The sequence below is a fragment of the Eubacterium sp. BIOML-A2 genome, assembly GCF_009680135.1.
Lineage (GTDB): Bacteria > Bacillota > Clostridia > Lachnospirales > Lachnospiraceae > Faecalicatena > Faecalicatena contortus_B.
Genome location: NZ_WKZK01000063.1, coordinates 1 through 24894, shown reverse-complemented (window position 1 = coordinate 24894; position 24894 = coordinate 1). Strand labels below are relative to the sequence as shown.

Sequence of the window (24894 nt, the reverse complement as noted above, 5' to 3'; positions counted from 1 at the left end):
CCGGCCCACAGGACATGTGTTATGGATGCCCTGCGTGGTATTGTCAATTCCGAACCTGCCGGAATATAGATCCTTTATTTGTCGTTTGCTGCCGCTACGCCCGGAAGCTCTTTTCCTTCAAGGAATTCCAGGGAAGCTCCGCCGCCTGTAGAGATGTGTGTCATCTTGTCGCCGTATCCCAGCTGGTTAACTGCAGCTGCGGAATCACCACCGCCGATGATTGTCACTGCATCTGTCTCTGAAAGCGCCTTTGCCACTGCCTCTGTTCCTGCCGCAAAGTTCGGCATCTCGAAGCATCCCATTGGTCCGTTCCAGACAACAGTCTTTGCACTCTTCACTTCGTCTGCATATAATTTAGCAGTCTCAGGTCCGATATCCAGTCCTTCCCAGCCATCCGGGATCTCTCCGCGTCCTACCACTTTCGTATTTGCATCATTGGAGAAATCATCTGCGATCACATTGTCAACCGGCAGAAGAAGCTTCACGCCCTTTTCCTCTGCTTTTTTGATCATATCCAGCGCGTACTGGCAGTAATCTTCTTCCAGAAGAGATTTGCCGACGCTTCCGCCCTGAGCCTTGCTGAATGTGTAAGACATTCCGCCCCCGATGATCAGGGTGTCAACCTTGTCCAAAAGGTTCTCGATAACGGAAATCTTACTGGAAACCTTAGCGCCGCCAAGAATTGCAACAAAAGGTCTCGCCGGATTCTCTACTGCATTGCCCAGGAAATCTATTTCTTTCTGCATTAAGTATCCTACTACTGCGGTCTCTACAAACTGTGTAACACCAACGTTTGAACAGTGTGCCCTATGTGCTGTTCCGAATGCATCGTTTACAAAAACATCGCAAAGAGATGCCAGATCTTTGCTGAAAGCTTCGCCGTTCTTTGTCTCTTCTGCTCTGTAGCGGGTATTCTCGAGAAGGACGATGTCTCCGTCATTCATTGCCTCTACTGCTGCCTTTGCATTTGGTCCTACAACCTCAGGATCTGCTGCGAATTTTACTTCCTGTCCGAGCAGTTCGGATAATCTGACAGCGACCGGTGCAAGTGATAATTCCGGAAGAGGCTGTCCCTTCGGCTTGCCCAGGTGGGAACAAAGGATCACTTTACCGCCGTCTGCCACCAGCTTTTTAATCGTCGGCAGTGCAGCCACAAGACGGTTCTCGTCTGTGATCTTTCCGTCAATCAATGGTACATTAAAATCGCATCTTACAAGAACTTTTTTACCCTTAACATTAATATCGTCTACTGATTTTTTGTTGAGCATCTTATTGCCTCCTGTTTAATAATTACCTTCTAGGGATAGAGCAGTCACACTATCCCCTATAATTCATGAAAAAAAGGATCCGGCCCTATATAAGACCGGACCCTTTGTGAGTCTATTTTTTAGAAATTAATCTGCCGATTATATTTTCCGAAATACCGACTTACAGTAATGTTCCAAAGTATTTGATTGTTCTTACCATCTGGCTTGTGTAAGAATTCTCATTGTCATACCAGGATACAACCTGTACCTGTGTTGTTCCGTTGTCCAGAGGCAGTACCATTGTCTGAGTAGCATCAAATAAAGAACCATAGTTCATTCCTACGATGTCGCTGGATACGATCTCATCTGTGTTGTATCCGAAAGACTCGTTGGAAGCAGCTTTCATAGCTTCGTTGATCTGATCTACTGTTACTGTTCCTTCAACTACTGCTGTCAGGATTGTTGTGGATCCTGTCGGGGTAGGAACACGCTGAGCAGCTCCGATCAGCTTGCCGTTCAGTGCCGGGATAACAAGGCCGATTGCCTTAGCTGCGCCTGTGCTGTTAGGAACGATATTCACTGCAGCTGCACGTGATCTTCTCAGATCGCCTTTTCTCTGAGGTCCGTCAAGTGTCATCTGGTCGCCTGTGTAAGCATGGATTGTGCACATGATACCTGTCTTGATCTCAGCAAGATCGTTCAGTGCTTTTGCCATCGGTGCCAGACAGTTTGTTGTACAGGAAGCTGCTGAGATGATGTTGTCCTCTTTTGTCAGCTCCTCGTGGTTAACATTATATACGATTGTAGGAAGGTCATTTCCAGCCGGAGCAGAGATGACTACTTTCTTAGCGCCTGCTTTGATGTGAGCCTCTGCTTTTGCTTTTGATGTATAGAAGCCTGTACACTCCAGAACTACGTCTACACCAATCTCTCCCCATGGAAGTTCTTCAGCGTTAGCTTTAGCATAGATTTTGATTTCTTTTCCGTCTACTGTGATGGAGTCCTCACCAGCTGTTACTTTGTCAGCAAGTGCATATTTTCCCTGTGTTGAGTCATATTTTAATAAGTGAGCCAACATTTTCGGAGATGTTAAGTCGTTGATTGCAACTACTTCATACCCTTCTGTTCCGAACATCTGTCTGAATGCGAGACGTCCAATACGTCCAAATCCATTAATCGCTACTTTTACTGCCATGATTAATTCCTCCTAAAGTTTTGAAAGTTGTTAACTGTTACACAGTCATTATATTGTGAAACCTTCAGCAAACCTCAAGTTTGTTAAAGATTCATCAACTACGGTTTATTGTACTAAATCAAGAACAAAAATTCAAGTGCTAAATATATTTTTATGGAAGTTGTTGAAAAATCGGCGTTCTGGACTTAAATTCTGTGTAGTATTTAAAGCCGCAGCCCTTCAGGATGTCCCCTGCCTTCTGAAAATCGTAGGCAATGTGTTCCGGCCGGTGCCCGTCGGCGCCGATTGTGATCACCTCTCCGCCGAGCTCCCTGTACCGCCTGATCACATCCGGATGCGGATGGCAGAAGCCGAGACCGTACTTGAATCCGGCCATATTCATCTCGATCCCCTTCCCCATGGAAATCACTTTTTTCAGGATCTCGTCCAGAATATCCGCATACTTCCGGTAACTGTATTCCTGCGCCTGTTTTTTTCCATAGCGCACAACATAATCAATATGTCCCAGCACATCAAAGTCCTGCACGGACTCTATATCTTCCAGTGTTACCTCAAATGTCTCTCTGTATGCGTCTTCATCCGTCCGTGTTTCAAACATTTTCTGATAATACGGATCTTCCCCGTTTACCACATGGACAGAACCGATCACAAAATCGAAGGGATATTGACTGACTAATTCTTTATAGTATTCTCCCAGATGAGGCTGCAGCCCAATTTCAATCCCGATGCGCACATCAATCCTGTCCGCATATTCTTCCCTGAGCGAGCCCAGTTCCTGAAAATATCTGTCTAATTCGAAAAGGGACCCCTCCATTCCAATATCCTCGTGAACCGGATAGTCTTTGTCGTTATGGTCCGTTATACAGATTGTCGTCAATCCCTTTGCCAGGGCGCCCTCTATCATGTCCCTGGGAGAAATGTCGCTGTCAATCGAAAAGTTAGTATGCATGTGAAAATCACTGGTTATCATAAAATGGTCCCTCCGCCGAGTACGTATTCGCCGTCGTAAAATACGACAGCCTGTCCGGGAGTCACCGCCCGCTGCGGCTCCTCGAAAGTGCAGAGCACCTCATCGTCTCCCGTTTTCTCTATTATACACCATGCCCCCTTATGGTTATAGCGTATTTTTGTAAAAACTCGTAAAGGTTCCGTCAAATCTTCTACAGACATAAAGTTCAGCGTTCCTGCCCGAAGCGTATGGGTCAGGGACTCTTCGTTTGTACCGATCACCACTTCATTGGTCTTTGGGCGGATCTCCAGCACAAAGGCGGGATATCCCAGGGCAAGCCCCAGACCTTTTCGTTGTCCAACCGTATAGTGGGTAATGCCTTTGTGCCGTCCCAGCACACGGCCGTCACTGCTCACAAAATTCCCCTCCGGCATCCTGATTCCTGCTGTTTCTTCTATATAAGATGCATAATCACCGTCAGGAACAAAACAGATATCCTGGCTGTCCGGCTTGTTTGCAACCATAAGGCCGATTTTTTCGGCAATCCGGCGCACCTCATCCTTTGTGTATTCTCCCACTGGCATCAGCGTGTGTTTCAGCTGTTCCTGGGTCAGATTATAAAGCGCATAGGTCTGATCCTTTGCAAGAGTCGCGGAACGCATCAGTGTAAAACGTCCATTGTCCAGTTTCACTATCCTGGCATAATGGCCGGTAGCAATGTACTCCGCCCCGATCGCCAGGCTCCTGTGTAGCAAAGCCTCCCACTTCACGTACCGATTACAGGCGATACAGGGGTTGGGTGTCCTGCCGTTACGGTATTCATCCACAAAATAATCAATCACATGCTCTTTGAATTCCTGCTTAAAATTCATCACATAATATGGAATCCCCAGATCCGCAGCCACCCTCCTGGCATCGTCCACGGCGCTCAGGCCGCAGCATCCGCCGTTTTCTTCCTGAACAGCCCGCTCCTCATCCTGCCAGATCTGCATCGTCACTCCGATGACGTCGTATCCCTGTTCCTTCAGAAGATAGGCCGCTACCGAGGAGTCAACTCCCCCGGACATTCCGACTACTACTTTGCTCATTAATACTCCTCTTCCTCTTCTTCCTCACCCTCATGGATATCTGACTTTGGCTTTTCCAGCCCTTCTATCTTAATATCATTCTTCTCGGCATAATCCCAGAGCGCGGCATGGATTGCCTCCTCTGCCAGCAGGGAGCAGTGCACCTTCACCGGCGGCAGTCCGTCCAGGGCTTCCATAACCGCCTTGTTCGTAATCTGCATTGCCTCCTGGATATTCTTCCCCTTCACCAGTTCTGTTGCCATACTGCTTGTCGCAACCGCTGCACCGCAGCCAAAAGTCTTAAACTTGACGTCACGGATAATCTGGTTTTCATCAATATCCAGATAAATCCGCATGATGTCCCCGCATTTTGCATTTCCCACGGTGCCGACTCCGCTTGCACCTTCTATTTCCCCTACATTTCTTGGATGTTCAAAGTGATCCATTACCTTTTCTGAATACATATATTCTTCCTCCTATTATCCGGTACCGCAGTGCATTCATCTTTCAGTAATAAGTGCCTGATATCTGCGTCATAGTTGTGCCTGCTTTCGCGACGGCGCAGTAATTCCTACGTCCAGCGAAAACAGGTGCAGCTATGGCATAGAGAGCAGGTGCTTATTGCTGAATGATTAGTGCTGTGCTGTACTCGTTTGTTTTTTTATAAAATCCTCATATAATGGTGACATATTTCGCAATTCCCCTACGATAGTTTTCAGCTTTTCTACTACAAAATCCAGCTCTTCTTTTGTCGTCTCCTCACTCAGCGTCATGCGCAGGGAGCCATGTGCAATCTCATGGGGAAGCCCGATGGCAAGCAGCACATGGGACGGATCCAGAGAACCTGAGGTGCAGGCTGAACCGCTGGATGCACAGATCCCGTTCATATCCAGTTTGATCAAAAGAGATTCCCCTTCCACAAACCGAAAACTAAAATTCACATTATTCGGAAGCCTGTTTTGTCTGTGGCCGTTCAGCCTGCAGTAAGGTATCTCCTTTTCAATCCTTCCGATCAAATAGTCTCTGAGCTCGGTTTCTATTGCAGTGCGTTCTTTGAGCGAACCTGCCGCACGCTCCACCGCCTTGCCAAAACCGACAATGCCCGGCACATTTTCCGTGCCCGCACGGCGCTTTCTCTCCTGCGCGCCGCCGTGAATAAAGGAGCGGATCTTCACGCCTTTTCTAATATATAAGAAGCCAATGCCCTTCGGCCCGTTCAGCTTATGGGCGCTGGCACTGAGCATATCAATATGACAGGCATCCACGTCAATCGGCACCTGGCAGAAAGCCTGCACCGCATCCGTATGGAACAGGATCCCGTGCTCATGTGCAATCTCACCAATCTCGCGTATGGGCTGAATTGTACCGATCTCATTGTTCGCAAACATCACAGATATCAATATGGTATCCGGTCGAATGGCCGCTTTCAGCTCATCCAACTTCACGGTACCGTCCTCGTCTACATCCAGGTATGTCACGTCAAATCCGTTTTTCTTCAAGAAATCCGCCGTGTGGAGTATAGCGTGGTGTTCAATCTTCGTTGTAATAATATGTCTGCCCTTTCCTGCATAAGCCTCCGCAGATGCTTTCAGCGCCCAGTTATCCGCTTCCGAACCGCCTGCGGTAAAATAGATCTCGTTCCCTTTTGCACCGATCGCCTCTGCGATGATCTCTCTCTGTCTTGTAATCACATCCTTATTGGCAGCTGCAAATCCATAAACGCTGGACGGGTTGCCGTAATATTCCGTAAAATAAGGAAGCATCGCCTCCACTACCTCTGGTGCTGTCTTTGTGGTTGCAGCATTATCCAAATAAATCAGTTTATTCATTCTTATACATCCTCCTTATAAGTATCAGCCGGCTGGTCCGGTTTTTGTCTGCGGTCATCCTGTTCTATTTACGCAGGACTATAAAAATCCTCAATTCTTACATCCGGTCTGTCCATGTATGTCCTGGCACCCCATCTTCTTGCTTTCCTCGACCAGCTGGGCGAGCTTTATCTCATCGACCGTCTGATTGATGCTCTCGTTGATGCGCTGCCATACATATTTAGTAACGCAGCTGTCCGCTGCTTTGCAGCCCTCCTCGGGATGCAGTCCCGAACACTCTACCGGCTCCAGGCTGCCTTCGAGGGCCCGCAGAACATCGCCCACGGATATCTCTTCCAAATTCTTTGCCAACACATAACCGCCGCCGGCGCCCCGGATACTTTTGACCAGTCCCGCTTTTTTCAGCATAGACATCAGCTGCTCCAGATACCGTTCGGATATTCCCTGCCTGTCCGAAATGTTTGTAATGGAAACCGGCTCATTCTCACTGTACTGCGCAAGGTCAATCAGCGCACGCAGACCATATCTTCCTTTTGTAGATAATTTCAAATCATCACCTTCTTACTGAATCATACTCCGCCAACCCGATTCTGTCCTCTGTTAGCATTCCACAGAGCCCTTAAATAATTCCTAGTGTTTTAATCCCTAGTACTTTAATCCCTACCATTTTATTCCCTAGTAATTTACTAGGATTTCTTCTTTTGTAGAATACCACCCGTTTTCAGTTCTGTCAAGACGGAAACAGGAATATGTTGTAAAAATATGTTTTTTTAGGAGATACCCTTGTCCAGAAAACAAACCATCATACGCGGAACCTTTATTCTAACCGCAACCGGATTTCTGTGCCGGTTTATGGGATTCTTCTATCGGATTTTTCTGAGCCATACATTCGGTGAAGAAGGCGTCGGCCTGTACCAGCTTATTTTTCCGGTCTATTCACTCTGTTTTGCGCTCACCGCCGCAGGATTGGAAACCGCCATATCCAGGACGGTCGCCCAGAAGGTCTCCCTTGGCCGAAAAAAAGAAGCCCGGCAGATCCTCATGATCGGCCTCGTCCTGTCCGTGCTGCTGTCCTGTGCCTGCGTCTTAATCCTGCAGGGAAATGCAGCCTACATAGCCGAAAAATTACTGGGAGACGCCCGCTGTGAACCTCTGCTGATTCCGCTCTCTTATGCACTGCCGTTTGCGGCCATTCACAGCTGCATCTGCGGATACTGTTATGGCATGAAGGAAACAAAAATCCCGGCCCTTTCCCAGGTAGTAGAACAGGTAACCAGAATTATTTCTGTCTATGTGTTCTACTTAATTCTAATGAAAAAAGGAGACGATGTCACAATCACGATCGCAGTCCTCGGCCTCGTCATCGGTGAAATGCTCTCCGCCCTGTACGCCGCCAAGTCCCTGACGCGAAGCAGTCATGTCCTGTCGCACCTGAATATTACATATACAGATTTTGTCCATCGTTTCAGAGAATTGATGCCCCTGTCACTGCCGCTGACCGCCAACCGGGTACTGATCAACCTTTTGCAGAGTATCGAGGCCATCTCGATCCCTGCACGGCTGCAGCTATACAACCATTCTACCAGTGAAGCGCTCAGCATCTACGGTGTCCTGACCGGTATGGCCCTGCCCTGTATCCTGTTTCCATCCGCCATCACCAGTTCGATCTCCATCATGCTCATGCCCACGGTTGCAGAGATACAGACTACAGACAACCGGGATGACATGGTCAACATCATAAAAAAAGTGGCCGGATCCTGTTTCATCCTGGGCCTGAGCTGCTGTTTCATTTTCCTGGTCCTTGGTAATTGGATGGGCACTGTCCTGTTCGGAAGTTCCACTGCTGGCAAATTCATCATCACTCTGGCCTGGATGTGCCCGTTTTTATACACAAACTCCGCCCTGTTAAGCGTCATCAACGGCCTGGGCAAAACGGCTTACACCTTCCTCATCAACTCCCTCGGACTGATCATCCGGATCGGCAGCGTATTCGCAGCCATCCCTCTGTTCGGAATCCAGGGATACCTCTGGGGAATGCTGGCGAGCCAGTTGATCGTAAGTATCTGCGCCGGAATCGTACTCAAAAAAGAAATATAGGGAGCGAGGGACGTGGGAGCGGATGAGGGGGCGCCTGCCTGGGATGGGGAACGGATGCCTCGGGAAAAAAAGCAGCGGGGGCTGGGAGTACCCCGCTTATGGAGAAGTCCTAACGCAAAAGAAACCGCCCATGAGGGCACGTACAACATGCAACGGGAAAGCCTGATGCTTTCCCGTCTTAGGTTGTACTGAAAAGTGATTTGGTAAATCACTTTTCATCCCTCATGGGCGGTTCCTTTTGCGTAAGGACTTCTAAACCATGCGCTCTATACTCCCAGCCCCCGCTGCTTTTTTTCCCGAGGCATCCGTTCCCCATCCCAGGCAGGCTTGGCTTCATCAAATCGGCAGGTATACATCGCTTCCAGGGAGGGATTTCTAACGGGGGCAGCGTATGGAATTGGGTTAGCGTAGGGTGCATCCATAAGAAAGCTAATATAGGGCCGCGCCTTTCCTTACCAACATCTACCGCGCCGCCAGTACGATCCCCCGCCCCCGTCAGCGTTGCCCTCCCGGGGCATGGGGCACTTCTGACCGGATGAGCCAAGCCCCGGGAACCGGACATAGGGGCAGCTGGAAGCGTCTTATGGCTGTTAGCTGGAGTTGAGTTAAAAGGAAGGACAACAGAGGTAATTTTTGTGATTCCGAATCACAAAAATTCCTGGCCCCAGCGCGCGAAGCCATCGGGCTTCGGGTGATGTGGCCAGGTTGCCTCTGTTGTCCTTCCTTTTTACTCTACTCCAGCTTACAGCCATAACCCGTTTCCAGCTGCCCCTATGTCCGGTTCCCGGGGCGCCCCTCCGCCTACAAAGTCCCCAGATACCCCTGCATAAGTATAGGATTTACGTATGCTTCGAGTATGATCCCCACCAGCATGGTGAGTCCCAGAAATATACTTTTCTGTGTATTCCATTTGTTTTGGGGATAAGTATAGCTGTACCAGATGATGACCATGTATGCTGGAACATAGAGAAGGAACTGGGGGAGGATTCCTACGATACAGAGGATACTTCCCTTGATTCCCATGCTCAGAACTGCCATTGACAGGAGCATGCCGCTTGAAAAGCCCGTCCATACCAGAAATGCTATGGATGCCGCTTTCCGCATTTTTGTGAATGCCAATCCCAGCAGGATGAGAAACGGAACGGCCCGAATCTTGATCAGATACCATATGTATTCCTCGGCCACAATCGAGACTGACTGATACTGTTTTAAAAAATAGTCGCTGAATATTCCAGGTTCTGCTGTATATTGCTTCATAATCAGATTCACATACAGTATCCCTAATAAAAAACCCGGCATGAAGAAAGCAAACAGCTGTTTCCTCGTATGAAGTATCTTCACAGGCGTTCCTCCTATTGCTAAGATATTTCATTATATGCCGGGGTTTCTTTTTTATTCTCTTTTTCCGTATTTCGAATCATAGGCAAGCAATGCGGAGACAGTCTTCGCATCCTGCATCTCACCAGTAAAAATCATTTCCTTTAATTCTTCTATTGTATAAGCTTTCAAATCAATAAATTCATCCTCGTCCAGATGCTGCTTTGACGGAATCAGATTCCGGGCTACGTAGACTTCGATTCTCTCATTGCAGAACGCCACTGTTGTACGGAGTGTAATCAGCCAGTCCAGATCCTCGCTCCGGTAGCCTGTTTCCTCCTCCAGTTCCCTTCCTGCACATACAATCCCGGGCTCATCTTCTTTGTCCAAGGCTCCGGCCGGGACTTCCAGTGTATCACGTTCCAGCGCATTGCGGTACTGCTTCACCATCAGGATTCTGCCGTCATCGGTGACCGGCACAACCGCGGCCGCACCCTTGTGCTTGATAAAATCCCAGGTCACGGTATGATCGCCGTCAATCTCCATGGTGTCCTGGTAAAAGTCAATAATATTGCCTTTAAACTTCAGTTCCCGGTTTAATCTTTTAATTTGTCCGCTCATAAAATGCTCCTTTTTCGTTCCTACAGTGAGGACACAAACTTTTCTATTCTGTCGAGCCCTTTTTCAATGGCTTCTAAAGAAATAGCATAAGACAAACGCACAAAATTGTCAAACCCAAAATCAGCGCAGGGGACAACCGCCACCTGATAATCTTCTATCAAAATCTCCGCTGCTTTTGCCGCAGTACCGATCTTTTGACCCTTGTAAGATTTTTCGAGGACATTGGTAAAATCTACGAACACATAAAATGCTCCCTCCGGCTCCAGCAGATCCAGAAGCGGCATTGCCGAAATCCTCTCATACATGTATTTTCTTCTCTTATCAAATTCAACCCTCATCTCTTCGAGCGCCGACTGGTCTCCTGTCAGTGCCTCTAATGCGGCTTTCTGCGCGATGGAATTCGGGTTGGATGTCTGATGGGACTGCACGCTGCCCATCATCTTGGCGATCTCTGTGCCGGATCCTGTATATCCGATTCTCCAGCCTGTCATAGCATAGCTCTTGGAAACTCCGCTGCAGGTAATGGTTCTTTTATAAATTTCTTCACCAAGGGAAGCAATGCTCACATGCTTCTTCCCATCATAGATAAGATACTCATACATCTCATCCGCTACAACATAAAAATCTTTTGCAACAGCTATCTCAGCGATTGCACGAAGTTCTTCCTCTGAGTACACCATGCCCGTCGGGTTGCTTGGAGTATTTAAAATCAAAGCCTTTGTCTTATCAGTCACAGCTTCACGAATCTGCTTTGCAGTTACTTTATATCCATTATCCTTGGAGCCATACAAAAATACAGGAACGCCATCAGCCAGTTTCACAATCTCCGGATAAGTAAGCCAGTAAGGTGCAGGAATAATCACTTCATCTCCCGGATTCAGAAGCACTTCAAAAATATTTGTCAGAGAATGCTTGCCCCCGTTGCTGATCACGATCTGATTTGGCTCGTAGTTAAGACCATTAAACTCTCTAAACTTATCACTAACCGCCTTTTTCAGTTCCACAGTTCCTGATGCGGGCGTATACTTCGTAAACCCTTCCTTAATGGCTCTGATAGCCGCCTCATTAATATTATCCGGAGTATTATAATCCGGCTCGCCGGCTCCAAATCCAACGATATCAATCCCCTCTGCCTTCAAAGCCTTTGCCTTCGCAGTAATAGCCAAAGTAGATGAAGGCTTCACGCTCGCAGCCTTTCTTGATAAACTAAGTGACATATTAACATCCTCCAATTCCATACATTCTACATATAAAATATAAATAACACATTATGGTTATTAATTATAATATACGATCCCAGTATTTGCAAGTTATATTTCCATAGAATTCCTAATTCATTATTTTTACACCATTTTGCGCAAATTTATCCATATTTTTGCAATTTATTCTTTTTCCTCCTTCATTTCTTTTTATCCCCATCACGCATCCCTCTCTTCAGCTATACCTCCTTATCCCCACCCAATCAAGTTTCCTCTGAATCTCCCATCCGCCGCCTCCCGCCAGGATGCACCCAGCGCCGCTGCGCAGGAGAAGGGAATGCGGGACGGCGCGCCCTCCCTCCACTAAAAAAGCCCTCGTCTTACGACAAGGGCTAAACTTGATCTGATATAAATTATTTCGCGTAATCCGTAACACGCGATTCGCGAATTACATTTACTTTAATCTGGCCTGGATATTCCAACTCAAATTCAATCTGTTTTGCAATTTCTCTGGCCATAAGTACCATGTCATCATCAGATACCTGGTCCGGAACTACCATAACTCGAATCTCTCTACCTGCTTGAATAGCAAAAGACTTTTCAACACCTTTAAACTGGTTTGATATTTCTTCTAATTGTTTCAATCTGTTTGTGTATGTTTCAATTGTTTCTCTTCTTGCACCTGGTCTTGCTGCAGAAATTGTGTCAGCCGCCTGAACTACGCATGCAATCAATGTCTGAGGCTCTACATCGCCATGATGTGATTCCACTGCATTGATTACCGTCGGAGACTCTTTGTACTTTCTGCAAAGATCTGCGCCAATCTGAATATGTGAACCTTCCACGTCGTGGTCAATTGACTTGCCGATATCGTGCAGGAGTCCGGCACGTTTCGCCATCCTGACGTCCAGGCCGATCTCACCGGCCAGAAGTCCTGACAGCTGGGCAACCTCTATAGAATGCTTAAGCGCATTCTGGCCATAACTGGTTCTGAACTTCATTCGTCCGAGCAGACGAATCAATTCCGGATGGAATCCCGGCACGCCAACTTCCAGAGACGCTGCCTCTCCTTCTTCCCGGATCATCGTGTCCACTTCTTTTTGTGCCTTTTCTACCATCTCCTCGATTCTGGCAGGATGGATACGTCCATCCACAATCAATCTCTCAAGGGCAATTCTTGCTACTTCCCTTCTGATCGGGTCAAATCCTGACAATACAACCGCTTCCGGCGTATCATCGATAATCAGCTCGACACCTGTCAGTGTCTCGAGGGTTCTGATATTCCTTCCCTCACGGCCGATGATTCTTCCCTTCATCTCATCACTTGGGAGCTGCACTACGGAAATTGTAGTCTCAGCCACATGGTCAGCCGCACATCTCTGGATTGCATTGACAACGTACTCTTTGGCCTTCTTGTCCGCATCTTCCTTTGCCTGTGTTTCCAGCTCTCTTACCATCTTGGCTGTGTCATGCTTCACATCTTCTTCAACAGTTTTCAACAGATATTCTTTTGCTTGTTCGGAGGTAAGTCCTGAGATTCTTTCTAGTTCCTGTACTCTTTTCTGACTAAGTTCTTCTACTTTTGCTTCACGCTGCTTCAGTTGCTCTTCTTTTGCTGTAAATTTGACTTCACGCTGTTCGATCGCCTCTGACCGTTTGTCAACGGCCTCTTCTTTTGCAAGCACCCTTTTCTCATAACGCTGCAATTCGGCTCTTCTTTCCTTTGTCTCTTTTTCAAGGTCATTCTTCGTCTTGATCGACTCTTCCTTCACCTCTAAGAGAGCTTCTTTTTTCGTTGTCTCAGCAGTCTTTACGGCATCATCAATTATTTCTCTTGCCTTTGCTTCGGCATTGCCAATCTTGGAATCTGCATTCTTCCTGAGATTGGATATCGTTACAAAGTGAGTAATAATACCAACTATCAACGCGAGGGCTACAGCAATAACAATACTTATCATTGTTGGCACAGGAGCACCTCCTTGTTCAATTTTCATTGTACATTCTTGCTTAAAATACAACAGTTAAATTTTATACTGTTTTCACAACTATGTCAAGCATTCTCATCATTATTTTGTATCACTTGACGGATGTCGTCATAACGGAACCCTTTTCGCGATAAATAGCCATATAATTTACGCATTTCTTCCTCTGTCGCCTCCGCCGGAATCACCCTTTTCTTCCTGATAATCTGCCGGATTGCATCCTTTTCACTGTTGGATTCAAAGCATTCCTCAAATGCCAGCTCAATTTTGTCAGGCGCCACACCCCTGCCGCACAGCAGGGCATAAATCTCGCGCCTGCTTTTGGATGCCTTCCTGCTCTCTATAAATTGTCTTGCATACCGCTCATCATCAAGATATCCAAATGATTTCACGTAGGACAATGCTGCTTCTATGGCTTCCTCCGGGTATAACCCCTGTTTCAGCTTATCCCTGAGCCCGGACTCGGTGCGGTCCATATCCTCCAGAAGATGCATGGCTCTTAACTTGGCACGCTTGATAACGACCTTTTCCAGAACTTCCCTGTAATTCTCTTCCTCGATCTGCGCTCCTTCTTTGATACCATAACGGGCCAGTTCGCCCTTGTATAAGACAAAGGCGAACCGGCCGTCCAGAAAGACTTTAGACTTTGTTTTCGTTACAGCATCCAGCTTTGTAACTGTCATCCTATACTTCCCCCGGTGCTTTCACTTCCGTTTTTCCCGGTTCGGGCGCTTTTGAGTCCTTTGCCTTTTTTGTCAGCTTCAGTTCCTCCGCTGCTTCTTCCTCGCCTTCACCGTTCAGCTTATAGTGGGCACGCACTTTGCGGTCCAGCTCTTCCATCACTTCCGGGTGCTCTGTGAGGTATGCCTTGGCGTTCTCTCTTCCCTGTCCGATCTTCTCGCCTTCATACGCATACCATGCGCCGCTCTTCTTCACCAGGTCAATCCCTGCTGCCAGATCCAGAATATCCCCCTCCTTGGAGATCCCTTTTCCAAACATGATATCAAATTCGGCCTCTTTAAATGGAGGCGCGATCTTATTCTTGACAATCTTGATCCTCGTACGGTTCCCGACCATCTCGCCGCTCTGCTTCAGGGTCTCGATCCTTCTGACATCCATTCTGACGGATGCATAGAACTTCAGAGCACGTCCTCCCGTTGTTGTCTCGGGATTTCCAAACATCACGCCCACCTTCTCACGCAGCTGGTTGATGAAAATAACAACACAGTTAGACTTACTGATAACGGGAGTCAGCTTTCTCAGGGCCTGTGACATCAGTCTCGCCTGTAATCCCACGTGGCTGTCACCCATATCCCCTTCGATCTCCTGTCTCGGCACCAGAGCCGCCACAGAGTCAATAACAATAATATCAATCGCACCCGAACGCACCATTGTCTCCGTAATCTCAAGCGCCTGGTCTCCGCTGTCCGGCTGGGAAATATAAAGTTCATCTATATCAACACCAATACTCTTCGCATATACAGGGTCCAATGCATGTTCCGCATCAATAAACCCGGCAATCCCTCCCCTGTTCTGTACTTCTGCAATCATATGTAGTGCAACGGTCGTCTTACCGCTGGACTCCGGTCCATAGACTTCGATCACACGCCCCTTCGGCACGCCGCCCAGTCCCAGCGCCAGATCCAGGCTCAGGCAGCCCGTCGGCACCGTCTCCACCGCAACATGGGCTCCCGGTTCACCGAGCTTCATAACCGTCCCTTTCCCAAAATCCTTCTCTAACTTCGCAATCGCCGCATCCAGCGCTTTTTTCTTATCTTCATTTCCATTAGCCATATGTCGGTACTCTCCTTCTCACTTTTCGAACAATTGTTCGTTTTCTAATAATATACTATTATACTTATTGTAAAATGTCAACAACAATTTCACAACCTCATTATACAATTTTACATGTCCTATAAACAGGACTTTACTTTAGTTTTTATATGAATCTTCTAAAATCTGCAAGCTAATCTTCCATAAGATTCACCGCCTCTCCTTATCTAGTATAAGCCAATCTAAATACCTTACTGTTTCGCTGGCCTGATTTTCTGATAGCACAGACGCAAAATCATTCTCACCGAACCAGCAAGGCTTTTAAAACTAGTTAAAACCATGGAATATTTTGGACGAACGCCACATTTATAAAAAGAAATCTAAGAATGATAGATTTGTAAACTAATTTTAGCACCCCTCTGCGAATAAAACAATCCCTTTCAAGCCACATTGTGAAGCCATATTATTACGATGTTACACTTCGCACCCCAGCCAACATCTAAATCGGGAGTTAGCGAGCGAGCTTCAGTCTCGGTCGCGGATAGGGACGCTCCATGAAGGGATAGCCAATTCCATCCGCCTCCCCCGTCTCGGGCGCCACTCTGGGGACGAGTTCTTTACTGCCGGTCGGATGAACCAGCCAAGCGGACTGTAAGCGGCAAGCCCTCCGGCCTGTATGGTCGGTTTAAAACGCCTTATAGCGGACGACTAGAAGCTCTTAGAGAACCGGAGGGCTTGCCGCTTACAGTCCGCTTGGCGTCCCCTTATCATCCGTACACATGCCAGAACTCGTCTTTCGAATTCCTTACTGCTTTTTTACAACTTCCCCCTGTTTTTTATAGATACTCCCCCCCGGCACATACCCTCTGACAGATGAGAGCGGGTAGATATTACTATGGCTTCCAACCACGGTTCCCGGATTCAGCACGCTGCCGCACCCTACCTCGACTTCATCCCCCAGCATGGCGCCGAACTTCTTCATGCCCGTCTCAATGTTTCCTTCCGGTGTTTTTACAATAACCAGTTTTTTATCGGATTTCACATTGGAGGTAATAGAACCTGCTCCCATGTGTGATTTATAGCCAAGAATGGAATCTCCCACATAATTGTAATGTGGTACCTGTACTTTATTGAACAGGATCACGTTTTTCAATTCTGTAGAATTGCCGACTACCGCGCCTTCGCCTACGATTGCATTGCCTCTGATAAATGCACAGTGCCTGACCTCGGCTTCTTTCCCAATAATGACCGGCCCGTTAATATATGCGGTGGGAGCCACCTTTGCGGATTTGGCAATCCAGATATTCTCGCCGCGTTTTTCGTACTCTTCCTCGTCTAAAGTCTCTCCCAATTGCAGAATAAAGCCGCTGATTTTCGGCAGGACTTCCCATGGATAGGTCACACCGTCGAATATACCGGCAGCAATTGTCTCTTCCAGTGTATAAAGCTCTTTTACAGTTAATTCCGTCATTTTCTTTTCCTCCTACTTCTCCGCCGGCTCAGTGAACTTCCGGTAGCCGGTCTGAAAATCTACTTCATTTTTTATGTTGCCGTCTGTCAGAATTGCTTTTAAATTATATGCCGCAATTTCTACAATAGATTCCAAAATCTGCTGCATATGGTACTTTCCAGCCACATGAGGGGTGATCAGCAGGTTCGGCGCATCCCACAGCGGAGAATCCGGCTCCAGAGGTTCCTGCTCCGTCACATCGATGGCCGCGCCCCCCAATCTGCCACTGTGCAGGGCATCGCACAGATCCATGGTTGGGATCAGGCTTCCCCGCCCAACATTGAGCAGAATTGCCCCTTTTTTCATTTTCTCCAGGCGCTCCCGGCAGAACAGTCCCTCTGTCTGCGGAGTGCCTGGAAGCGTACATGCCACAATATCCGCTCTCCCAAGCAGCGCATCCAGTGCATCCAGCTGATACAGTTCTTCCAGATAATCCGGCTTTTGCGCCTTATTTCTGCGGATTCCGATGACATGGCTGCCCATCAGGTGCATCTTCTGTGCAAACTGTCCGCCGATATCGCCCAGGCCCACGACCAGGGTCACAGAGTCCGCAATGGAATTCACCTTCCCCTCATCTTTCCATGCATGTGCACGCATATTGCGCTCATATAAGTGCAGTTTCTTTATCAGCATCAGCGAGGCTCCCAGCATATATTCAGAAATCGCCAGCCCATAGGCGCCTGTGGCATTCGCCAGTTTTGCACCGGGAGGCATGACGCCCGGAACAGTGTAAGGGGCGGCCCCTGCACTATCCAGCTGCAGTAATCTAAGGCCCGCAGCATCCTTCAGATACTCTGGCTTAACATTTCCCAGTATAATCTCCGCCTGTTCGGCCATTTCCTGATCCACGTCCTTCTGTGCTCTGTACACAAAATGAGCGCCGCTGCCTATAATCCGGGCCGCTGTGTCTTCCAGGTATTGCCGGTGCTTCTGTTCAACCGGAATGGTAACCAATATTTCTTTCATGCCTCTCCTCCTTACTTACTTTTGCCCTTATTTTCTTTATAGAATCTGGCTGCACGGTCATAGCATCCGCGGAGCTGGTACTGGTTGTTCAGCCCTTTTACTCCGTTGGTCCTGCTGACGATAAAGTGATCCAGCTTCCTCATGTACTCATCCGGCGTAATATCACCGTCTGCCACATAAGTCAGCCCCTTCTCCCAGCTGGCCGTCAGCTCGGGATTCAGAAGCGACTTGATGGAATTATCTACTACGTCAAACACCATTTCGCCCTGCAGTGTAGGTGTAATAATCTGGGTCTTTTTATTCAGGCCCAGATACTCGATATGGATCAGCTTTTTCAGGATTTCCGCACGTGTCGCACTGGTTCCGATTCCGCTTCCTTTGATCTGCGCACGCAGTTCCTCGTCTTCGATGAGCTGCCCCGCATTTTCCATCGCCAGGATAATGGAACCGGAATTGTACCGTTTCGGCGGAGAGGTCTCTCCCTCTTTGATATCCAATGCCTTCACAGGAAGGACAGCGCCCTTCTTCAGACTCTGTATCACCTGGAAGAAACTGGTGTCCAGATCCTGAGCGCCGCTGTTCTCACCGCTGTCACCGTCCCCGCTGTTTTCTCCGGTTTCCGCATTGTTTTCCTTTCCCTGTGCGGAAACGTTCTTCTTTGCCTGAGGTACACCCGTCACTTTCAGGTAACCTTCCTCTGCCAGTACCTTAAAACTGGAAAAGAAACTCTCTTCTTTGATCTTTGTGGTTATGGACACCTTCTGATACACCGCCGGAGGATAAAAAATACTCAAAAATCTTCTCACAATACATTCATACACTCTCGACGCAGTCGCGGAAACCGAGCTGAGGGCTCCCAGCCCCTGGCCCGTCGGTATGATCGCGTAATGGTCCGTTATCTGCTTATCGTTAACATACCTGGTCTTTGCCAGGCCTTTGTGGCTTCCAAATCCCAGGATATCCTGCAGATAAGGCGCGGCCGCCGGGTACTTGGAAAGTCCGTTCAGATTCCTGCTGATCTCCTTTGCCACGGCTGTGGACAGCACCCTGGCGTCCGTTCTCGGATAAGTAACCAGCTTCTTTTCATACAACTCCTGTACGATCCTGAGCGTTTCATCGGGGCTGATCTTGAACCGTTTGGAGCAGTCATTCTGAAGCTCCGCCAGATTATATAGCAGCGGCGGATTCTTTTTCTCTTTCTTTTTCTCAATGGCTGCAATCTGGCATGTCACGGGTTCCGGTTCCTTCAGGTAATCCACCAGTTCCTCTACCTTCTCCCTCTTCTTAAATCCATTCTCCTTGTACAGGTCAAAGGACTCGAAGAAGCGGGACCCCTTGACGGCACGCCACTCTCCCTCAAAGTTCTGCCCTTCTGCCTCAATGGTGCTCAGAACACGGTAGAACGGCGTCTTAACAAAGTCCCTGATCTCCCGCTCTCTGCGGACGATCATCCCCAGCACACAGGTCATCACGCGCCCTACCGATATGACCGCATACTTGGTGCGCAGATAATTGGATATGCTGTTCCCATATTTCAGCGTCAGAAGACGGGAAAAATTGATCCCCATCAGATAATCTTCCTTTGCCCTCAAATAGGCAGAAGCACTGAGATTATCGTATTCCGATAAATCCTTCGCCTCCCTGATTCCGCGTAAAATCTCTTCTTCGGTCTGGGAATCGATCCAGACCCTCTTTCTTTTTTTGCCCTCCACATGCGCTTCCTGCTCAACCAGGCGGTAGATGTATTCCCCTTCCCTTCCGGAGTCGGTGCACACATAGATCGTATCTACATCCGCTCTTGTAAGCAGCCCGCTCACAATCTGAAACTGTTTGGCCACCGAGGGAATGACCTCGTATTTAAAGTCTTCCGGAATAAACGGAAGGGTATTCAGGCTCCAGCGCTTCAGCGCAGGGTCGTACTCCTCCGGATAGCTCATCGTAACCAGGTGCCCGACGCACCATGTCACAATCGCCTCGTCCGATTCCAGATAACCGTCTTTTCGTCTTGTATTCAATTTTAATGCCTTTGCGAATTCCTGGGCCACACTCGGCTTCTCCGCTATGTATACTGATTTCCCCATAAATACTTATACTGCCTGCTTTTCTCTTTATTCTCCCAAAAAGCTGCACCGCCGTAGCAGAAAAAACTTCTGCCGCTGCTGCCCCGGGAGTAAAATACAGTAACAGTTCAGACCGGTCTGAACTGTTACAAAATATATTACCTTACTGTAAAATGATATGCAGTCATGGTGGAGTAGGTCTCCCCTGCCCTGCATACCGGGCTCTCGAAGTTATCATGATGTATGGCATCCGGAAAATACTGTGTTTCAAAGCAGACTGCCGCCCGCCTTGGATATACCGCCTGCTTCTTTCCCGGTTCCTGATCCAGAAAATTAGATGTATATATCTGCATACCCGGCAGGTCTGTCCACACCTCCATAATAATGCCGCTCACGTCACCGGCCGCTTCCGCTACTTTAGCAAATTTTCCATTATTTTTCAATACCCAGTTGTGGTCATACCCCTGGCCAAGACGTGTTGCCTCGTAGTCTGCATCGATCCCGATGCCGATTTCCTTTGGTTTTCTAAAATCCATCGGCGTACCGTCTACAGCCGTCAGTTCTCCCGTTGGAATTGACTCGGCGTCCGCTCTTGTAAAGTAATCCGCATCCACCGTCATCCGGTGCTTCAGCACATCACCGCTGCCATGGCCGTTCAGGTTGAAATAACTGTGATTTGTCATATTAATGACCGTGTCCTGATCCGGAACTGCATGGTACTTCATGCGCAGGGTGTTATCCTGGGTCAGTTCATAAGTCACCCGCATATCGAGCGCTCCGGGAAATCCCTGGTCACCGTCCGGGCTGTGAAGAACAAATGTAATACTTTCCCCGGACTTTTCCTCCACTTTCCAGAACCTTTTATTATAATAGGCCGTTCCGCTGTGCAGATTATTGTTATTGTCATTTTTCTCCAGCGGATAGGTAATCCCGTCCAGTTCAAAGCAAGCCCCGCCGATGCGGTTTGCATTTCTGCCAACCGGTGCGCCGAAGGATGCACCGCCAGCCTCATATGCAGCGGAATCATCATACCCCAGTACGACATCCACCGGTCTGTCCTCTTTGTCCAAAACCGTCAGTTCCACAAGTGCAGCTCCGTAATCCGTCACGGATATGTTCATCCCGTTCTTATTTGTTAACGTATACAAAAATGCAGTCTGCCCATTTCCTGCTGTCCCAAATTCTTTTTCTGTCAATGTTCCCATCTTCTGTCTCCTCCGTTCTCATCGAAATAATTTTCTCAGGCGCCGCAGGAATGATGGCTTTTCGGCCGGTTTTTCCTGGCGCTTAGTATGCAGCGCTTCTTTCATAAATACTTCCTGGGCGCTGATTCTTTTCTCCGTCTGCTCTTTCTTTTTATAGGTTCCGTCGCTTTGCATCACTCGTGCTTTTACATTATCAGCCAGCATGATATTCAGGCCCCGGACCAGACGCCGCCTAATGGCCTCGTCATAGATGGGGCAGGCTACCTCCACCCGCTTTTCCGTATTGCGTGTCATCATATCCGCAGAGCCAATATAAACCTTCTGCGAAGCACCGCTTCCGAACACAAACACCCGGGGATGTTCCAAAAATCTTCCCACAATGCTGGTCACCGTCAGGTTCTCCGTCTCCCCCGGAATTCCCGGAAGGATACAGCAGATTCCGCGCACGAGCAGGTCAATCTTAACCCCCGCCCTGGAGGCTTCCGCCGCCTTATTTATAAAATCCATATCCGTTACGGAATTCATCTTCATAATAATCCTGCCCTCAGTGCCTTTTTGGATCTCCTCATCCATCAGCATCAGCACCTTTGGCTTCAGGCTTGTCGGCGACACAATCAAATGCTGATAGGCGCCGTCCAGGTTCCCTATGGACATATTCTTAAAAAATACCGCCGCATCCTCCCCGATAGACTGGCTGGATGTAAGCAAAGTATAGTCTGTGTACATCTTTGCGGTCTTCTCGTTATAATTGCCGGTCCCAATCTGGGTAATGTATTTGATCTCATTCTTATTCCTGTAAGTAATCAGGCAGATCTTGGAATGAACCTTGTAGCCTTCAAAACCGTAAATGACACGGCATCCGGCCTCCTCCATCCGTTCAGACCAGTCGATGTTATTCTGCTCGTCAAACCGTGCCCTGAGTTCAATCAGAGCCGTCACCTCTTTCCCATTCTCGGCCGCCGCACAAAGATATTCCACGAGACGGGTTTTCTTTGCCAGCCGGTAAATGGTAATCTTGATTGTCATGACATTGGGATCCACGGATGCTTCTTTGATCATCTGGAGAAACGGCTCCATGGACTCATAGGGGAAGGAAAGCAGAATATCACGCTTCTTCACCTGGGCCAGTACGCTGCCCTCTGAGACGGAAGGGGACGGCTGCGGTGAAAACGGCTCGTCAATCAGCGACCTCCTCATGGAAACCGGAACCTTTTCTGCAATTGCAAACATATAATCCAGCTTCATAGGCATCTTTGTGCGGAAAATACAGGATGGGGTTATATTAAACTTATCACAAAAATACTTCTCCATCTCTTTTGTAAGAGGATCGGCAGTCTCCAGGCGCACAACCGCCATCCTTTTTCTTTTATGCAGCGTTTCCTTCATGATAAAACGAAAATCTTCATTATCCGCAAAAGCCTCATCATCCGGTGAAATATCCGCATTGCGCGTTACACAGATGTAGTTTTTTTCTGATACCTGATACTGCTCAAATACAAGGTCCAGATATTCCATAATTACCTTCTCCATCCGGATATATCTGATATCATGTCCGGGCAGATACAGGATATCGGAGATGAACTGCGGCACGGGCACAATCCCCATCATACTTTTATTATCCATTTTCAGGTCCGCCACCACATAGATCTCTTTATTCAGCAAATGAGGGAACGGGTGGTTTGCATCCACAATCTGCGGCGACAGGACAGGAAGCACCTGCTCTTTGAAATATTTCTTCACGTACTTCTTCTCCTGGGGATCCAGCTCCTTAAAATCCAGACCGCACACGCCGTACGGATGGAGCTGCTTTTTAATATCCGCATAGGTTTTATCCCGTTCTTTATACAGCGGCGCCACAGCCGCATATATGGCGTCCAGCTGTTCCTCCGCTGTCATGCCGGACTTGCTGTCTACGGTCTTGTTATCAACAGAGGCCATATCATACAGGCTTCCGACACGTATCATAAAAAATTCATCCAAATTGCTCGTAAAAATTGCGACAAACTTCATCCGCTCCAAAAGCGGCACACTATCATCACGCGCCTCCTCCAACACCCGCTGGTTAAAACGCAGCCAGGACAGCTCTCTGTTTTGTGTATAGTCTAATGTCTTTCTGCTCATACTCTCTTCCTCATCTTTCACAGTAATATCCTTAAGGCACAGGGCTGCCGCTCTTTTAATGAAGCGGGCTGCCGGATTCCCAACGGGCATCCGCTTTCGGGTATAAATACCTGAAATCCCATGATGACCTTAGCATGCATTGAGGTGCCTTTCTATCCTGATTACATAAAATATTGTTAAATCCTTGTTAAAACTGCAGACCTGCCGCCCCTCAGCCTTCCATAATTTTCACAAAAAAAGTACGGTTTCTGGGGCCGTCGTATTCACAGAAATACAAATCCTGCCAAATCCCAAGCAGGATCTCCCCGTCATTCAGAATCAATGTCTGTGACGCCCCTGTCACGGCAGTCTTCATATGCGCATGGGAATTTCCCTCCGCATGACGGTAAAAAGGCGCTTCCAGAGGAAATACTTCCTCGAATCCGGCAAGCATATCGTGCACAACATCGGGATCCGCGTTCTCATTGATCGTAAACCCTGCTGTCGTATGCGGAGAGTATACGACGATAATTCCATCCTTCACTCCGCTCCTGGCCACATCCTCTCGCACCATATTGGTTACCTTTGTCATCTGCTGTGCATTCTTTGTAGAAATGTGATGTTCAAACAAATTCATATTCCGGCCTCCTTTTCTTTTAACAGTCTGCTTAAGTGGCAGTTATTGATTTTACGATGTACCAGTAATGCTGCTTTGCTGCGTATTATTGTGTAAGGTATTCCATCAGCCTGCCGTATTCCTGCTCCATCAGCTGATATCCATGGTCATAAAACGCGGTCAGCGTCTCCGTGTTCCGTTCCATCCTGGCTACCGGCTTCACAAGCGGACGCAGCACAAATATCTTCCCCTGTCTCTCCAGTGTCTCCAGATGGTTCATCGTACGGTTATAGTAAAAACTTCTGGTCAATATCGCCCTTACCAGGTTCGGATAGGATCTGTAGGCTCTTCGGTATACCTCCGCCAGTCCGGAAGATATTTTCTTCTTTCTGTATCCCGCATTTCTGGTCAGAATGACCACGACCTTGTCATTGCCCAGCTCCATTGCATGCTTCAACGGTACACTGTCCGCAAGCCCTCCGTCCAGATAGGGGACATCGTCTATCTTCACAATCGGCGTCACCAGCGGCATGCTTGAAGACGCACGGCAAATCTTCATGAGCCTCTCTTTTTCACTGTTCTCTTTGAAATACTCCGCTTTTCCGGTCAGACAATTGGTTGCCACCAGTTCGCACTCTATCTCGGACTGAAAATAAGTCTCATAGTCAAACGGATAGATTTGATTCGGAAAAATGTCGAAAATCAAATCCATATTCATCAGGCTGCGCTCTTTGACAAACTTCCGGAAACCATAATAATAACTGCCGCTTTTATCTGTAGGTATCATGCAGTCCCTGGTTCTGCCCGGCTGCCTGGAAACATAGTCCACTGCATTGCACGCCCCGGCCGAAACTCCGATCACATGTGACATATACACTTCCTGCTCCATCAGATAATCCAGGACTCCCGATGAAAATACTCCGCGTGTTGCTCCGCCTTCCAAAACTAATGTTGCTTTCTGCATAAATTCTCCTCGCTTTCTTTTCTGGTAGTGTCAAGTTTCACTACCTTTTTTTATTGTTAAACCTTGATTTTATGGGAGTTTGCAATAAAAAGAGCATTGACCTCCCTTTTTCTGGTATAATAGGCGTTTGCGAAACGCCACAAGCCGCATAAACACGGCATTTTTTTACCACAAAAAACAAATAACCCCTCACTGGA

The 24894-nt window shown here is 47.9% G+C and carries 21 protein-coding genes; 1 reads left to right on the top strand and 20 read right to left on the bottom strand.

Annotation, left to right across the window (positions count from 1 at the left end):
- Positions 1–74: 74 nt before the first annotated feature.
- The 7 genes from GKG43_RS18905 to GKG43_RS18875 form a co-directional block, all read right to left on the bottom strand.
- A complete protein-coding gene (locus GKG43_RS18905; protein WP_050642537.1) occupies positions 75–1268 on the bottom strand; it encodes a phosphoglycerate kinase in 1194 nt (397 codons plus the stop codon).
- Between the two features lie 160 nt (positions 1269–1428).
- A complete protein-coding gene (gene gap, locus GKG43_RS18900) occupies positions 1429–2442 on the bottom strand; it encodes a type I glyceraldehyde-3-phosphate dehydrogenase (RefSeq protein ID WP_025657727.1) in 1014 nt (337 codons plus the stop codon).
- Between the two features lie 151 nt (positions 2443–2593).
- Positions 2594–3412 carry a histidinol-phosphatase HisJ family protein gene (locus GKG43_RS18895; RefSeq protein WP_055154923.1) on the bottom strand — a complete coding sequence of 273 codons (819 nt, stop codon included), beginning with the start codon at positions 3410–3412 and terminating at the stop codon, positions 2594–2596.
- Positions 3409–4479, bottom strand: a complete 1071-nt coding sequence (gene mnmA / locus GKG43_RS18890; protein WP_050642539.1) for a tRNA 2-thiouridine(34) synthase MnmA — start codon at positions 4477–4479, stop codon at positions 3409–3411. Before mnmA ends, GKG43_RS18895 begins: the two co-directional genes overlap by 4 nt.
- Complete coding sequence (gene nifU, locus GKG43_RS18885) at positions 4479–4922, bottom strand: Fe-S cluster assembly scaffold protein NifU (RefSeq protein WP_050642540.1); 444 nt, start codon at positions 4920–4922, stop codon at positions 4479–4481. The genes mnmA and nifU overlap by 1 nt, the downstream gene beginning before the upstream one ends.
- Before the next feature lie 168 nt (positions 4923–5090).
- Positions 5091–6287: a cysteine desulfurase NifS gene (gene nifS / locus GKG43_RS18880; RefSeq protein WP_055154922.1), complete on the bottom strand. Its 1197-nt coding sequence runs from the start codon at positions 6285–6287 to the stop codon at positions 5091–5093.
- Between the two features lie 90 nt (positions 6288–6377).
- On the bottom strand, positions 6378–6836 hold the full coding sequence (locus GKG43_RS18875; RefSeq protein WP_050642542.1) for an Rrf2 family transcriptional regulator: 459 nt from the start codon (positions 6834–6836) through the stop codon (positions 6378–6380).
- A 234-nt stretch (positions 6837–7070) separates the two neighbouring features.
- Here GKG43_RS18875 and GKG43_RS18870 point away from each other — a divergent pair, with 234 nt between their 5' ends.
- Entirely contained in the window at positions 7071–8384 is a 1314-nt protein-coding gene (locus tag GKG43_RS18870; RefSeq protein ID WP_055154921.1) for a polysaccharide biosynthesis protein, read from the top strand.
- An 801-nt stretch (positions 8385–9185) separates the two neighbouring features.
- Here the strand turns inward: GKG43_RS18870 and GKG43_RS18865 are convergent.
- The 13 genes from GKG43_RS18865 to GKG43_RS18805 form a co-directional block, all read right to left on the bottom strand.
- Positions 9186–9725 carry a hypothetical protein gene (locus tag GKG43_RS18865; protein WP_025657734.1) on the bottom strand — a complete coding sequence of 180 codons (540 nt, stop codon included), beginning with the start codon at positions 9723–9725 and terminating at the stop codon, positions 9186–9188.
- Positions 9726–9776: 51 nt separating this feature from the next.
- The gene (locus GKG43_RS18860) at positions 9777–10322 is read right to left on the bottom strand and encodes an NUDIX hydrolase (protein ID WP_055154918.1); all 546 of its coding nucleotides are present in this window, start codon (positions 10320–10322) and stop codon (positions 9777–9779) included.
- 20 nt (positions 10323–10342) lie between these two features.
- Entirely contained in the window at positions 10343–11539 is a 1197-nt protein-coding gene (locus GKG43_RS18855) for a pyridoxal phosphate-dependent aminotransferase (protein ID WP_050642546.1), read from the bottom strand.
- Positions 11540–11934: 395 nt separating this feature from the next.
- Complete coding sequence (gene rny, locus GKG43_RS18850; protein ID WP_154253375.1) at positions 11935–13479, bottom strand: ribonuclease Y; 1545 nt, start codon at positions 13477–13479, stop codon at positions 11935–11937.
- 92 nt (positions 13480–13571) lie between these two features.
- Positions 13572–14186 (bottom strand): regulatory protein RecX, encoded by a 615-nt coding sequence (locus tag GKG43_RS18845; protein ID WP_050642548.1) that lies wholly within the window; start codon positions 14184–14186, stop codon positions 13572–13574.
- A 1-nt stretch (position 14187) separates the two neighbouring features.
- Complete coding sequence (gene recA, locus GKG43_RS18840; RefSeq protein WP_050642549.1) at positions 14188–15297, bottom strand: recombinase RecA; 1110 nt, start codon at positions 15295–15297, stop codon at positions 14188–14190.
- 784 nt (positions 15298–16081) lie between these two features.
- Positions 16082–16747, bottom strand: coding sequence for a UDP-N-acetylglucosamine pyrophosphorylase (locus tag GKG43_RS18835; protein WP_050642550.1), 666 nt, complete (start codon positions 16745–16747; stop codon positions 16082–16084).
- 12 nt (positions 16748–16759) lie between these two features.
- Positions 16760–17752, bottom strand: a complete 993-nt coding sequence (locus GKG43_RS18830; RefSeq protein WP_055154916.1) for a D-2-hydroxyacid dehydrogenase — start codon at positions 17750–17752, stop codon at positions 16760–16762.
- Between the two features lie 11 nt (positions 17753–17763).
- Positions 17764–19833 carry a DNA topoisomerase gene (locus tag GKG43_RS18825; protein ID WP_129879660.1) on the bottom strand — a complete coding sequence of 690 codons (2070 nt, stop codon included), beginning with the start codon at positions 19831–19833 and terminating at the stop codon, positions 17764–17766.
- 137 nt (positions 19834–19970) lie between these two features.
- Positions 19971–21017 carry an aldose epimerase family protein gene (locus tag GKG43_RS18820; RefSeq protein ID WP_050642553.1) on the bottom strand — a complete coding sequence of 349 codons (1047 nt, stop codon included), beginning with the start codon at positions 21015–21017 and terminating at the stop codon, positions 19971–19973.
- Between the two features lie 18 nt (positions 21018–21035).
- Positions 21036–23228: a polyphosphate kinase 1 gene (ppk1, locus tag GKG43_RS18815; protein ID WP_330377740.1), complete on the bottom strand. Its 2193-nt coding sequence runs from the start codon at positions 23226–23228 to the stop codon at positions 21036–21038.
- Positions 23229–23349: 121 nt separating this feature from the next.
- Complete coding sequence (locus GKG43_RS18810) at positions 23350–23754, bottom strand: secondary thiamine-phosphate synthase enzyme YjbQ (RefSeq protein WP_025657745.1); 405 nt, start codon at positions 23752–23754, stop codon at positions 23350–23352.
- A gap of 85 nt (positions 23755–23839) precedes the next feature.
- Complete coding sequence (locus GKG43_RS18805) at positions 23840–24697, bottom strand: patatin family protein (RefSeq protein ID WP_055154915.1); 858 nt, start codon at positions 24695–24697, stop codon at positions 23840–23842.
- Between the last annotated feature and the right edge of the window lie 197 nt (positions 24698–24894).

Coding starts and splice junctions, on each gene's coding strand:
- GKG43_RS18895 (WP_055154923.1), bottom strand. CDS start 3,412: ATGATAACCAGTGATTTTCACATGCATACTAACTTTTCGATTGACAGC.
- GKG43_RS18845 (WP_050642548.1), bottom strand. CDS start 14,186: ATGACAGTTACAAAGCTGGATGCTGTAACGAAAACAAAGTCTAAAGTC.
- GKG43_RS18805 (WP_055154915.1), bottom strand. CDS start 24,697: ATGCAGAAAGCAACATTAGTTTTGGAAGGCGGAGCAACACGCGGAGTA.
- GKG43_RS18835 (WP_050642550.1), bottom strand. CDS start 16,747: ATGACGGAATTAACTGTAAAAGAGCTTTATACACTGGAAGAGACAATT.
- GKG43_RS18860 (WP_055154918.1), bottom strand. CDS start 10,322: ATGAGCGGACAAATTAAAAGATTAAACCGGGAACTGAAGTTTAAAGGC.
- GKG43_RS18820 (WP_050642553.1), bottom strand. CDS start 21,017: ATGGGAACATTGACAGAAAAAGAATTTGGGACAGCAGGAAATGGGCAG.
- recA (WP_050642549.1), bottom strand. CDS start 15,297: ATGGCTAATGGAAATGAAGATAAGAAAAAAGCGCTGGATGCGGCGATT.
- rny (WP_154253375.1), bottom strand. CDS start 13,479: ATGATAAGTATTGTTATTGCTGTAGCCCTCGCGTTGATAGTTGGTATT.
- GKG43_RS18905 (WP_050642537.1), bottom strand. CDS start 1,268: ATGCTCAACAAAAAATCAGTAGACGATATTAATGTTAAGGGTAAAAAA.
- nifS (WP_055154922.1), bottom strand. CDS start 6,287: ATGAATAAACTGATTTATTTGGATAATGCTGCAACCACAAAGACAGCA.
- gap (WP_025657727.1), bottom strand. CDS start 2,442: ATGGCAGTAAAAGTAGCGATTAATGGATTTGGACGTATTGGACGTCTC.
- nifU (WP_050642540.1), bottom strand. CDS start 4,922: ATGTATTCAGAAAAGGTAATGGATCACTTTGAACATCCAAGAAATGTA.
- GKG43_RS18830 (WP_055154916.1), bottom strand. CDS start 17,752: ATGAAAGAAATATTGGTTACCATTCCGGTTGAACAGAAGCACCGGCAA.
- mnmA (WP_050642539.1), bottom strand. CDS start 4,479: ATGAGCAAAGTAGTAGTCGGAATGTCCGGGGGAGTTGACTCCTCGGTA.
- ppk1 (WP_330377740.1), bottom strand. CDS start 23,228: ATGCCCGTTGGGAATCCGGCAGCCCGCTTCATTAAAAGAGCGGCAGCC.
- GKG43_RS18825 (WP_129879660.1), bottom strand. CDS start 19,833: ATGGGGAAATCAGTATACATAGCGGAGAAGCCGAGTGTGGCCCAGGAA.
- GKG43_RS18855 (WP_050642546.1), bottom strand. CDS start 11,539: ATGTCACTTAGTTTATCAAGAAAGGCTGCGAGCGTGAAGCCTTCATCT.
- GKG43_RS18810 (WP_025657745.1), bottom strand. CDS start 23,754: ATGAATTTGTTTGAACATCACATTTCTACAAAGAATGCACAGCAGATG.